At 44.0% G+C, this 13,082-nt stretch carries 9 protein-coding genes; 8 read left to right on the plus strand and 1 reads right to left on the minus strand.

From position 1 onward, the window contains the following. Positions 1–6 precede the first annotated feature (6 nt). On the plus strand, positions 7–3,279 hold the full coding sequence (locus RTS09_RS07240; protein ID WP_312535600.1) for an efflux RND transporter permease subunit: 3,273 nt from the start codon (positions 7–9) through the stop codon (positions 3,277–3,279). A gap of 76 nt (positions 3,280–3,355) precedes the next feature. Beyond that, positions 3,356–4,948: an efflux transporter outer membrane subunit gene (locus tag RTS09_RS07245; protein ID WP_312535602.1), complete on the plus strand. Its 1,593-nt coding sequence runs from the start codon at positions 3,356–3,358 to the stop codon at positions 4,946–4,948. A 113-nt stretch (positions 4,949–5,061) separates the two neighbouring features. On the opposite strand, the gene RTS09_RS07250 is transcribed toward RTS09_RS07245, so the two are convergent. Then, entirely contained in the window at positions 5,062–5,670 is a 609-nt protein-coding gene (locus tag RTS09_RS07250) for a thioesterase family protein (protein ID WP_312535605.1), read from the minus strand. A gap of 150 nt (positions 5,671–5,820) precedes the next feature. Here RTS09_RS07250 and hemB point away from each other — a divergent pair, with 150 nt between their 5' ends. The 6 genes from hemB (at position 5,821) to RTS09_RS07280 (ending at position 13,059) form a co-directional block, all read left to right on the plus strand. After that, positions 5,821–6,825 (plus strand): porphobilinogen synthase, encoded by a 1,005-nt coding sequence (gene hemB / locus RTS09_RS07255; protein WP_138019178.1) that lies wholly within the window; start codon positions 5,821–5,823, stop codon positions 6,823–6,825. A gap of 431 nt (positions 6,826–7,256) precedes the next feature. Beyond that, complete coding sequence (locus RTS09_RS07260; protein ID WP_138019177.1) at positions 7,257–7,472, plus strand: hypothetical protein; 216 nt, start codon at positions 7,257–7,259, stop codon at positions 7,470–7,472. A gap of 207 nt (positions 7,473–7,679) precedes the next feature. Continuing rightward, the gene (locus RTS09_RS07265; RefSeq protein WP_076774510.1) at positions 7,680–9,719 is read left to right on the plus strand and encodes a UvrD-helicase domain-containing protein; all 2,040 of its coding nucleotides are present in this window, start codon (positions 7,680–7,682) and stop codon (positions 9,717–9,719) included. Between the two features lie 432 nt (positions 9,720–10,151). After that, positions 10,152–10,721 carry a porin family protein gene (locus tag RTS09_RS07270; RefSeq protein ID WP_076774511.1) on the plus strand — a complete coding sequence of 190 codons (570 nt, stop codon included), beginning with the start codon at positions 10,152–10,154 and terminating at the stop codon, positions 10,719–10,721. A gap of 192 nt (positions 10,722–10,913) precedes the next feature. Next, complete coding sequence (dut, locus tag RTS09_RS07275; RefSeq protein WP_065252349.1) at positions 10,914–11,378, plus strand: dUTP diphosphatase; 465 nt, start codon at positions 10,914–10,916, stop codon at positions 11,376–11,378. Positions 11,379–11,490: 112 nt separating this feature from the next. Continuing rightward, on the plus strand, positions 11,491–13,059 hold the full coding sequence (locus tag RTS09_RS07280; RefSeq protein WP_312535611.1) for a phosphomannomutase/phosphoglucomutase: 1,569 nt from the start codon (positions 11,491–11,493) through the stop codon (positions 13,057–13,059). Positions 13,060–13,082: the final 23 nt, after the last annotated feature.

The raw sequence follows: 13,082 nt of genomic DNA on the forward strand, positions 1-13,082 counted from the left end.
GATATCATGTCACGCTTTTTTATTGATAGACCCATCTTTGCTTGGGTGATTGCCATGCTCATCATGCTGATGGGTATCTTAGCAATTTTTAAATTACCGATTGAGCAGTATCCACGTATTGCCCCACCTACCATTAGTATCTCAGCAACTTATCCAGGTGCCGCTGCCCAAACCATTGAAGACTCCGTCACTCAGGTGATTGAGCAAAAAATGAAAGGGCTTGATGGATTGATGTATATGTCCTCAAGTTCATCATCAAGTGGCGCTGCGCAAATTACCTTGACCTTTGAGAACGGGACAGATCCCGATACGGCACAAGTCCAAGTCCAAAACAAACTGCAATCTGCCATGAGTTCGCTGCCAGAGATGGTGCAGCGCATGGGGGTCAACGTCAATAAGTCCACGAGTGGCTTCTTTATGGTACTGGCGATGACATCTGAAGATGGCAGTATGGATCGTGCCGATATTGCCGATTATCTCAACTCCAACGTGGTTGACCAGATCAGCCGTGTCGAGGGTGTGGGTAACGTCAACGTGTTTGGCTCTGCGTATGCCATGCGTATTTGGTTAGACCCTGAAAAACTGCGTACCTATGGTTTAATACCCTCGGATATCACCAGCGCAATTCAAGCGCAAAACGCGCAAGTATCAGCCGGTCAGCTAGGACAAACACCCACTGACGAAGCCCGTCAAACCATTAATGCCACAGTGACTGTGCAAAGTTACTTACAAACCCCAGAGCAATTTCGTAATATTTTGCTTAAAAGTAATACAGATGGTGCGCAAATTCGCTTGGGTGATGTCGCCAAAGTGGAAATTGGTAGTGAAAGCTACAGCGAGATTGCCCGCTACAATGGCAAAGATGCGGCAGGTATCGGTATCTCACTGTCATCTGGCGCCAATGCTTTAAGCACACGTGATGCCGTAGAAGCCAAACTCAAAGAGCTTGAACCTAATTTTCCTGCGGGCTTAAAAGCCTCAGTTGCCTATGACACCACGCCATTTGTACGTTTGTCGATTGAGGAAGTAGTCAGAACACTTGCTGAAGCGATTGCACTGGTATTCTTAGTGATGTTCTTGTTTTTACAAAGCTGGCGCGCCACTATTATTCCTACGTTGGCAGTACCTGTGGTAATACTGGGTACGTTTGGTATTTTGTACGCATTTGGCTATAGCATCAATGTGTTGACGCTGTTTGCCATGGTATTATCAATCGGTCTGTTAGTCGATGACGCGATTGTCGTGGTCGAAAACGTTGAGCGTTTGCTGGAGGAAAATCCAGACATGACGCCACTGGAAGCCACCCGTGAATCCATGCGCGAAATCAGTAAAGTGGTCATTGGTATTGCCTTGATTTTGTCGGCGGTATTTTTACCGATGGCATTCTTTGGCGGCTCAACTGGGGTGATTTATCGCCAGTTCTCCGTGACACTCATCAGCAGTATGGTACTATCCGCCTTAGTTGCGTTGATTTTCACCCCTGCCCTATGTGCCACTATCCTCAAACGCACTAAAGCCCATGACAAACACGGCGGGCATCAGACCGGTTTCTTTGGCGCATTTAACCGTATGTTTATGCGTCTTAGTGAAGGCTATGAAAAATTTGTGGGTCGCAGTATCAAAATGCGCTGGCTGTATATGATTCCTTATGCGTTGGTGATTGTGGCATTGGTGTTCTTATTTACCCGTATTCCAAGTTCATTTATTCCCGAAGAAGACCAAGGTGTGCTGTTTACATTGGTGCAACTGCCTGCCGGTAGTACCCAAAATCAAACGCAAGCGGTTATGGAAAAGGTCAACGCCTATTATAAAACCCAAGAAAAAGACCTTGTGCAGTCTGTATTTATGGTCAATGGCTTTAGTTTTGCCGGTCAAGGGCAAAACATGGGATTGGCATTTGTGCGCTTAAAAGATTGGGATGAGCGCCCTGGTAAAGAAAATACCGCGCAATCGATTGCCAAACGTGCCATGGGTTATTTTATGACCCAAGTCAATGAAGCCCAAGTATATGCCATTTCACCGCCTGCTATTCAAGGTTTGGGTACGGCAACGGGTTTTGATCTGCAGCTACAAGACTCCGGCAACTTAGGTCATGAAGGCTTGCTGCAAGCCCGTAACATGCTACTAGGCATGGCGGCGCAAAATAAACAAGTCAGTGGCGTGCGTCCAAATGGACAAGAAGATTCGCCCCAATATAAAGTCAACGTCAATTATGATGCTGCTGCGGCTATGGGTGTCGCACCGAGCCTGGTTAATAGTGTTCTTAGTACCGCTTGGGGTAGTAGCTACGTCAATGACTTTATGGATCGTGGTCGTATCAAAAAAGTCTATATGCAAGGTGAAGCTGAGAGCCGTACCACCCCAGAGGACATCAACAAATGGTATGTACGTAACAGTGACAATCAGATGGTTCCGTTTAGCTCATTTGCCACCGGTGAATGGCAGTATGGCTCGCCGACCCTTACGCGTTACAACAGTTTGTCATCAATGAACTTGCAAGGTAACGCAGCGCCAGGACTGAGTACCGGTCAAGCGATGGCAGCAATGGAGCAAATGATTGCCAAACTGCCAAAAGGCATCAGTTACGAATGGACAGGTTTATCCTTAGAAGAGAAAAAATCTGGCGCCCAAGCACCCATGCTGTACGCCATTTCGATTTTCGTGGTGTTCTTATGTTTAGCTGCACTGTATGAAAGCTGGTCCATTCCCTTTGCAGTGCTACTTGTTGTGCCACTTGGGGTATTAGGTGCTGTGCTATTTACGGGTTTACGTGGGCTTTCAAACGATATTTATTTGCAAGTGGGTCTGCTGACCGTTGTGGGTTTATCAGCCAAAAATGCGATTTTGATTATTGAATTTGCCAAAGAACGACAAGATTTGGGACATAATCTATATGACTCGGTTACGGTCGCTGCTCGCCAACGCTTACGTCCGATTATCATGACATCATTGGCGTTTGGTATTGGCGTGGTACCCTTATTCTTGGCAACAGGCGCAGGCTCAGGTAGCCAAAATGCGATTGGTACAAGTGTGTTAGGCGGCGTGGTCAGTGCAACTATCCTAGGGGTGTTCTTTATCCCAATATTCTATGTGTGGGTACGCTCACTGATTAAAGGTAACAAACCGCACCACCCCAATGATGGCAATGACGGCAACGTTGGTGACTTACAGCCCGTATCACCTTACTCACCTAATGCCGCTGAACCTGTCGCTGTCACTCAGCCAACACAGGTGAGCCTCTATAAGCCTGATGGCGGTTCACCATCAAACCATCAATAAGACATAAATGGGTAAACATTTTACCCATTTAATCTTTTACAATAACAAACACATTATGTTGATACAGGTAAGTTATATGGATTCTACCTTTCGCCTAGTACCCCTGACCGCTATAGTAGCCACCCTACTATCGCTCAGCGCTTGTCAAACCATTCCAAAAGCCAAAACTGAGCCTGTCGTGGCGCAGCCGCATATCGCAATTAATCAGCCTTATGAAACCTATGACAGTCAGACCGTCAGCGGCACCAGTCAGCCGAGTATCGCGGCTCAGCGTTGGCAGGATTTTTATAGCGATGCCAAGCTAAAACAACTGATTCAATTGGGGTTAGACAACAACAAAGACATCAGTGCCACGATTTTGGCGATTCAAAAAGCCCGCGCGCAGTATCAAATTCAAGACATCGCCGATGTGCCTACTATCAATAGTTCTGGCTCATATTCTTACGGTGCAACAAATTCAAGAGATGCGAATCCTAGTAGTACTTACAATGTCGGTCTGGCAATGTCAAGTTACGAGTTTGACTTTTGGGGACGTATTGCGAGCCTCAAAGATGCCGCTTTACAAAATTATCTTGCCACCACTGCTGCCAAAGATGCCGCGCAAATTAGCTTGATTAGTAACATTGCGCAAAGCTATGTGGCATACAGCTATAATCTGGCACAACTGCAACTTGCCAAACAAACCTTAGCCACGCGCCAAGATTCACTTCGCATTAACCAGCTGCGTTTTAAAGCAGGTCTTGATTCACAGCTAACTAGCGTACAAGCCCAAGCGGCGGTTGAAGCCGCCAAAGTGTCTATCGCCCAAGCACAAACCAATTTGTTGACCAACCAAAATGCCCTGCGCTATCTAGTAGGCGCCCCTGTGGATAATAGCCTACTACCCGCAGCGGGCATTAGTAGCATCACCAATAATCGTATTTTTGGCACGGGCTTACCCAGTGATTTATTATTGTATCGTCCTGATTTGCGTCAAGCGGAATATAACTTAAAAGCTGCGGGCGCAAATATTAACGCCGCGCGCGCTGCGTTTTATCCAACGATTAGCCTATCGGGCAATGTGGGTGCGGCCAGTTCAAGCTTAGGCGATTTGTTTAAAACAGGCGCATTTAGCTGGGGTTTTGGACCGAGTGTGAGCTTGCCGATTTTTGATGCAGGTCTACGTAAAGCCAATTACCAAGTGAGTGAAATCGAGCAACAACAAGCGCTAAATACTTATGAAAAAGCGATTCAAACCGCTTTTAAAGAAGTCAATGACGTATTTGCCAATCGCGCAACGTTAAATCAGCAGTTGACCGCGTACAACCAGTCGCTTGCTGCCAACCAAAAATACTATCAAATTGTTCAAGCGCGCTTCAAAGCAGGTTTAGACAATTATTTGGGCGTATTAGATGCACAGCGTTCGATTTATAGCAGCCAACAAAGTATTCTAAATACCAAGCAGTCGCAATTGCTCAGTCAAATTCAGCTATACCAAGTTTTAGGTGGCGGGGTGAGTCGCGATGTACCGCTCGAAACACCCACAGAAAAACATACGAATTTCAGCACCAAGTTGTCACAGGTTGCCAACAATGCCCAGCAAAAAATTACTGATGCAGCCCATCAGCCTGCCCAAGTGACTACTAAAACAACCTCAACAACGACCACCACAACCACAGTCCAACCCTAATACATTAGACCTAGCTCATTAGATCTAGTGCATTAGATTAGCCGTAAGCTGTTATAGTAAAAAACCCACATTACTGTGGGTTTTTTATGGGTTTTTTACTATAAATGGCTGTTTTAAAATGCATAACTGGCGATGCCATGCGCGATGAGCTTTCCTTCATCATTGACCAACATCATCCGCGTGGTGCAGCCTTTTCGTCCCATACGAATCACTTCGGCTGTAACCATAAACTCATAGCCGCGCCCAGGGGCTAGATAATCGACGCGCAAATCGACGGTTGCCATGCGTTTGATTTTTTTGGTCTGCTCTTCAAACGTGCCTTGGTCACGACGATAGATTTCCAGCATGCCCTCAAGCCCGCCTATGGTATCTAATAGCGTCGCCGTCATACCGCCATGCAAAATCTCAAAATTTGGATTACCGATGAGGGCAGGATTGGACTTGACCTTACCATATACTCTGCCATCTTCATAATGATAGGTAGTAAAGGTATGCGCCACAAATGGGCTTTGCGACATGATGCTAGCAAGCTGCTGCCCTAGCACATCAATACTAGGTTTAGTGATAGCGTGATGCTCACTGTCTTCATTGAGCTGCAGTTGCGACTCGTTTGCCAAATCAGAATGCTCATCATTTTCTTTAGACATTGTGTCAGTCATGTTAGTGCTGTCAGTCGATGACTGAGCGGCTAATTGATTGGCATTTACAGGGTTTAAACTCACGGCGCCCTCCATGCGTAAGTAGATTGTGGTAAGATAGCTTTTTAAAAAATTATCATTCTAGCAAATTTTGCTTATTTAGCCTTATACAATTTCTGCGTTACTTGATAACGTTACTTAATAATAAGTGTCACTCGATAATAAGAGGTTTTTATGCGTTATATTTTTAACCGTTCATTCCCCAATACTCGCTTACGTCGCCTACGTTACAACGATAATATCCGTGCCATGGTGCAAGAAACCAGCATTGAACCCAAGCATCTGATTGCGCCCGTGTTTATCATTGAGGGTAAACAGCAGCGCCAAGCCGTGGCAAGCATGCCAGGCGTTGAGCGTTTGAGCGTAGACTTGCTGATTGAGTATGCTAAGCAATTACTCAATCTAGGCGTCACCACCATTGATTTATTCCCTGTCATTAGCCCAAGCCTCAAATCGCTACAGGCTGAACACGCCTATGATGAGAACGGTCTTGCCTGCACTGCTATCAAGGCAATTAAAGACGCCCTACCTGAGATGGTAGTGATGACTGATGTGGCGCTCGACCCCTATACCAGTCATGGTCAAGACGGTATTGTCGATGAGAATGGCTACGTGCTTAATGACATCACCGTTGACATCCTCGCCAAACAAGCCCTGAGCCACGCCCGTGCAGGCGCGGATATCATCTCGCCAAGCGATATGATGGATGGTCGTATTGCCGCGCTTCGCCAAGCATTGGATGGAGAAAATTTTATTAATACCGCAATCATGGCGTATTCTGCCAAATACGCATCTGCGTATTATGGACCGTTTCGTGATGCCGTCGGCAGCGCAGGCAACCTTAAAGGCGGACACAAAAAACAATACCAAATGGATTTTGGTAATCGCGCCGAAGCCCTGCATGAAGTCGCCCTTGACATCCAAGAAGGCGCTGACATGGTAATGGTAAAACCAGGTCAGCCCTACCTTGATTTGGTACGCGAAGTCAAAGACACGTTTGGCGTGCCGACTTATGCGTATCAAGTATCAGGTGAATATGCCATGCACATGGCGGCGATACAAAATGGCTGGTTAAGCGAGGACGTTATTTTGGAATCACTGTTAGGGTTTCGCCGTGCAGGTGCCGACGGCATCTTAACTTATTTTGCAATGACGGCTGCCCAAAAGCTCAATCAATAATATCTTAAAGTTTGATTAAAACTAAAGGCGACACTGGTTTATCAATCAGTGTCGCCTTTTTCTGATGTTACATTTATTAACTTAAAAGCATCGAGCGCTATAACGAGCCCTATAAAAACTTACTTAATGTCATAGAGAATAACAAATCTGTTAACTTTAATTATTTTTTTACCCATTTATTTACTAAATATAAACTTAGTTAATCAGTCAAATTCATGCACAATAAACTAAAGCAAAAATACACACTCTTATTGACCTCTATTGACTAAGCTTACTAATTTTGGACGAGCCTTTTTTGGCGTCACTTTTAGCATTTTGCAATAATTGATTACTTTTTGGCATTATATTTTTGAAAAAAATAAGCAGACAATGGGGTTAATAACAAATAAAAGACGAGAGTGGTATCTGCTAGCTGATTAATCGAGGATAAGATGATTAGTAATGTACCAATTTCTAATAGTTCGATTGCTAATAGCCCAATCAAAAACGCCATGATGGCAGTGGCTATGATGTCATTTTTGGCACTCAGCTTTAAACTCTCTGCTGATTTGACAACGGATACTCAGCCATCGATAAGTCCGACTGACGCGGTCGTTAGTACCTTAAATCAGCCGAGCCAACAGGTGGTATTGTCTACCCATAATTAATATATTGTTATCGATTTAATTAACAGAAGATGCGATGCCGCATCTTTTTTTTATGCCAGTCATTGACGACCACTAGCTTATCGATTATTGCACAAGTTATTTCTCAAAATTTTACCGCCAACTATGTCCTTATCTTTTGCGCTTTAGACTATAATAGTCGATTGTCCATTTTTTACTGAGCAACTTTTATTAACGGTGGAAGCGACTATGAGCCAATTAAACCCTCGCCAACAAGAAGCCATGCAATATGTCTCTGGACCTTTGCTGGTACTGGCAGGTGCAGGTTCGGGTAAAACATCGGTGATTACCCGTAAAATCGCTTATCTGATTGAAGAATGCCAAATGCCAGCCGAGCGTATCACCGCAGTGACCTTTACCAATAAAGCGGCTCGCGAGATGAAAGCCCGTGTGCAAAAATTATTGCCAAGTGATAAAACCAAAGGCTTAACTGTCTCGACTTTTCACCAATTTGGCTTGCAGTTTTTACGTTACGAGTTATTGCATACACCGCTTAAAGGCAATTTTTCCATCATGGATGCCGAAGATAGCAAGCGGCTGTTGATGGATTTGATGGTACGTGACAACATGAGCGGTGCCGAGAGCCGCGAATTGGTCGGTAAAGCTATCAAAATGATTTCGGATTGGAAAAACGACCTCATCCCCCCTGAAAAAGCAGCAGATACGCTCACCGACCCTGAAGATATGCTATTTGCAACGCTGTATCAACTCTACGAGCGTAACCTACGTGCGTACAATGCGGTCGATTTTGATGACTTAATTGTAATGCCGACACGGCTATTGCAGGAAAATAGCCAAGTACGTGATAAATGGCAAAATCGCATACGCTATCTATTGGTAGATGAATACCAAGACACCAATACCGCGCAATATGAATTGATTAAACTGCTCGTTGGCGTGCAGCCGCGTTTTACGGTGGTGGGTGATGATGACCAATCCATCTATGCATGGCGTGGGGCAAAACCTGAAAACATGGCACTGCTGCAAGAGGATTTTCCCAAATTAAAGGTGGTTAAGCTTGAGCAAAACTATCGCTCGACGTCGCGTATTTTGCACGCTGCCAACTCAGTGATCACCAATAATGAGCATTTATTTGAAAAAAAATTATGGTCAGATAAAGGGCATGGCGAGCTGATTCGCATCATCAATTGTCGTAACGATGATGATGAGGCAGAGCGCGTTGCCAAAGAAATCATCACCCACAAACTTCGCAATGCCAATGAATGGCAAGATTATGCGGTACTGTATCGTAGTAACTTTCAGGCGCGTATGTTGGAAGCCCAGCTACGTCAGCTGCAAATTCCTTATAAGTTATCGGGCGGCACGTCGTTCTTTGCCCGTAGCGAAATCAAAGACATTATGAGTTATTTGCGCTTGATTCTGAATCCTGAAGACGACAGTGCCTTTTTACGCATTATCAATACCCCAAAACGTGGTCTTGGACCTGCCAGCCTTGAAAAGCTCGGACTATTTGCCCAAGAACACCAAGTCTCGCTCTTGATGGCAAGTGGTCATAGTGGACTGACACATGTGTTACCCAAAAAAGCCAGTGGCGAGCTTAAAGAATTTGCTGATTTTATTGAGCGTTACACCCAAGAGCTATACCAGCATCCCGACCCTGTGCCGCTGGTCAAGCAAATGATTGATGAAACTGGCTATATTGATTTGGTACGAAGCGAAGCAAAAACCCCCCAGCAAGAAAAAATTCGTATTGATAATATCGAGACGCTTTACGCCAGTATCCAAAACCTGATTAACCGCGCGGATGATGACGATGATCGCACTATCGATGCAGTTATTCGTAAGCTTGTGTTACTTGATATGCTTGAGCAGCAACAGGAAGAGGAAAATACCAATAAAGTCAATCTGATGACGCTACACGCCGCTAAAGGGCTTGAGTTTGATTATGTCTATATTATGGGACTTGAAGAAGAACTATTACCGCATAAAAACTCTATTATTGCTGAATCCATCGAGGAAGAACGACGTTTGATGTATGTGGGGATTACCCGTGCCCGTAAAGAGCTGACCATGACGCTGGCTGCCCAGCGCCGTGCAGGCGGGCAAATGAAAACCACCACCCCTAGCCGATTTATCGACGAGTTGCCGACAGAACATATCGATGCCCCTGGCATGAAAAAATCAGCGGCAGCGCATCAACCCAAGAAAACCGCAGAGGATTATTTGGCCAATATTCAGGCGTTACTCAAAAGCAAAGCCGTCAAATAATTACTTGATAATAAACTGCTACATAGAAAAAAGGGCGAAAAAGGTAACTTTAAGCCCTTTTTTTATTGCAAAAAAGTTTGTATGACAAAGATTTGACCCAAATATCTAAGTAAATGTAACTAAATATTTCTTAAAAAACTGGTGCTTGACAGGAGATGTAACAAAAAATTTCAAATAAGTAGCTTATTTACCTTTTTGGCAAATTTCATTTCATAACTTAACGTCCGACCTGTTAAACACAGACAGTAATCTAGATTTATTTTGCTATGATGGCTTTAACAAAACAAGCAGGGCAATAACTGGTTGATTAATCAGGGTCAACTAATAACGCTGAGTAGCAACTAGTTATATAGCTAATATTCAAATGAACTTAACTAAAATTTTACATTGCTTGTTGTGATACTTTTCAAAAAACTTCTGAAGGAGAAGACGATGAAAACTTTAAATCAAACCCTTTTAGCTTTAATTGCAGGTACTGTCGTGACTGCAGGTGCAAACGCTGCTCTTTATCAAACCAATACTGTTGGCTACACCGGTCAACCTTATGTAGGTGTCAAAGCGGGTCAATTTAATACTGATGTTGACCGTCTTGATACTGATAACCAAACCGCTTATGGTGTGTATGCAGGTTATAATTTTACCCCTAACTTTGGTGCAGAAGTTGAATATGTAGATTCTTCAGAAGAAGATCTAAAACTTAGCGGTACAAAAGTAGGTGAAATTAGCACTAACACGGCAGGTTTATATGGTACCTATAAATATCAATTCCCAGCATCTAATGTTTATGCCAAAGGTAAATTAGGTTTTGCGCAAACCCAAGTTGATTTTGGTGATGATAAATATGATGAGTCAGGTCTTGCAGGTGGTGTCGGTTTAGGTTACAACCTTTCACCAAATGCGTCTGTAGAAGCTGAATATACGCGTCTGCCTTCAGTTGACGTAACAAATAATGTTTCAGTTGACTCAGACTTAGTCACTGTCGGTGCTCATTATAAATTCTAATTGAATTGCTAATTGAATTAATAGATGAATACTGGATATCAATACAAAAGAGTAGCTTATGGCTGCTCTTTTTTTGGTATCTTTTTTTCTTCAAAAAACTTACTTTGGTAGTTGCTCAGTATTGTGCCATTTAGGTTTATAATAGAGTGGTTTTTATACATCTTTTTATAAATTTAAGATAAGTTGGTGAGCATGAAGCAAGTACAAGTCAAGATTTTAAACCCCAAAATTGGTAATGACGATAAATTTCCCCTACCTCATCGCGCGACAGACGGCTCTGCGGGCATAGATTTGCGCGCTTGTATCGATGAGCCCATCACCATAAAAGCTGGTGAAAGCCAGTTGATTGGTACAGGACTCGCTATCTATATTCAAGACCCTGATTATGTTGGGTTTATCATGCCACGCTCAGGGCTGGGACATAAGCATGGTATCGTCCTCGGTAATCTAACGGGTGTGATTGATGCGGATTACCAAGGCGAATTAATGGTCTCTATCTGGAACCGTAGTCAAACCGATTATGTCTTACAACCTAGCGAGAAAATGGCGCAGTACTTGGTCGTGCCGATTGCGCGTCCGACTTTTGAGATTGTAGCGGAGTTTTCTGATATCAGTGTACGCGGTGAAGGCGGCTTTGGCTCAACGGGAACCCATTGATTATTAGCATTTTTTCAGTTATTTTTAACAATTTATAACAGAGTATTTAATTATTTTGCCAAATTTCAATGCTATGATTTTGGTAGTATAAAATCAGTTAGATGTTTTTTTTATGAATACTCTGTTTATTCATCCTTTTTTTCCGCAAAAATCCCTTTTTAAAGCTTACGATATTCGTGGTGATGTCACCTTATTTACCGATGATTTTGTGTGGTCATTGGCAAGGGCGTTTGCCGAGCTCTTTGTCTATGCTCACCAAACGACAGCAACAACGCCAACGTTAGCGGTGAACAAGCCTACGGTTGTCATCGGGTACGATGCTCGCCACCAAAGCCAAGAAATTGCCAAATGTATCGCCTATGCTTGCCAGCAAGCCGGTCTAGTGGTGCAGTGGTTGGGACTGACAACCACACCGATGATGGCATTTATGGCACAGCAATTTTCCGGTAATGGGCTGATGGTCACCGCCAGTCATTCGCAAAAGCATATCAATGGCATTAAATGGCTCATCAATCATGAGTCGCCGAGCGGTGATGATGTGCAGCAGCTTTATGAGGCTTTAATTGGCTACAAAGCCATGGTACCTGATGACAGGCTTATTGATGCCATCAGGCAAACTACTTATACAACGCCCAAGGATTTTTTTGCAACTTATATCCAGGCTATCGAGCAGGCTTTTACTCACATCAATCAAGCTAAACTCACTCAAACTACCTATTTTCATGCACCTCAGCAAATTGTCATCGACTGTATGCATGGTGCGACCAGTGACTTTGCCCAAACTTTATTTAGCCAGCTTGGCTATCGTTGCATCATGCTAAACGCCTCCCCCGATGGCAATTTTCCCCAAGGCAACCCAGACCCAACGCAATCCAATCGCTTGACGCAGTTAGCTCAAACAGTCAAAGCTACAGGCTCAGATATCGGCTTGGCGTTTGATGGTGATGGCGATCGGGTGATGGTAATTGATGCACAGGGTCAGATGATTAGCCCTGACAATTTGCTTTATCTACTCTCTCGCATTGCCATTGAAGAACTGCCCAGTACGCATACATCAACTGCTAAAAAAGTCATTTTTGATGTCAAATGCTCGCATCATGTGCCCAATCTCATCGCTTCGCATGGCGCTGCCCCGATGATGACCAAAACTGGCAGTAGCTTGATGCGAAAGTCGCTACAAAACAAATCAGACAACGCGATTTTTGCAGGTGAATTATCAGGGCATTTTATTTTTAACGATGGCTATTTTGTGCTACATGACGACGCCATGTATGCGGCTGCCCGCTTACTCAATTGGCTGAGCCATCAGCCTATCAGCCTTAACGATATCCTAGCGAGTTTGCCCATTTGTATTAGTACGGCAGATATGTACTTACCTATCGCCGATAACCATTATGGTCAAACCGTGATTGCTCGTATCACGGCACTGGGGAAAAAGCCGTTTAAACGGTTAAAATCCTCATTTGCGGTCAAAAATGTCAATACGATTGATGGGTTGCGCTTGGATTTTGCGGAGGGATTTGGTATTTTACGCAAGTCAAATACGGGCAGTTTTTTGACCGTGCGTTTTTCTGCCAATGACGTTGCTGAGCTGCGGCATATTCAATCTATTTTTGTTGACTTATGCCGTACGATTGATGACAACCTTGCCGAACAAGTCGCACAAATTCAGCCTGTATAAACACCGCTTGTAAAATCGCATTT

The sequence above is a fragment of the Moraxella sp. CTOTU47618 genome, assembly GCF_032017425.1.
Taxonomy (GTDB): Bacteria; Pseudomonadota; Gammaproteobacteria; order Pseudomonadales; family Moraxellaceae; genus Faucicola; species Faucicola tetraodonis.

Bases quoted from the DNA above. Each gene is read 5' to 3' on its own strand.
- RTS09_RS07270 (WP_076774511.1), top strand. From the start codon at position 10,152: ATGAAAACTTTAAATCAAACCCTTTTAGCTTTAATTGCAGGTACTGTC.
- RTS09_RS07280 (WP_312535611.1), top strand. From the start codon at position 11,491: ATGAATACTCTGTTTATTCATCCTTTTTTTCCGCAAAAATCCCTTTTT.
- RTS09_RS07265 (WP_076774510.1), top strand. From the start codon at position 7,680: ATGAGCCAATTAAACCCTCGCCAACAAGAAGCCATGCAATATGTCTCT.
- RTS09_RS07240 (WP_312535600.1), top strand. From the start codon at position 7: ATGTCACGCTTTTTTATTGATAGACCCATCTTTGCTTGGGTGATTGCC.
- hemB (WP_138019178.1), top strand. From the start codon at position 5,821: ATGCGTTATATTTTTAACCGTTCATTCCCCAATACTCGCTTACGTCGC.
- RTS09_RS07260 (WP_138019177.1), top strand. From the start codon at position 7,257: ATGATTAGTAATGTACCAATTTCTAATAGTTCGATTGCTAATAGCCCA.
- dut (WP_065252349.1), top strand. From the start codon at position 10,914: ATGAAGCAAGTACAAGTCAAGATTTTAAACCCCAAAATTGGTAATGAC.
- RTS09_RS07245 (WP_312535602.1), top strand. From the start codon at position 3,356: ATGGATTCTACCTTTCGCCTAGTACCCCTGACCGCTATAGTAGCCACC.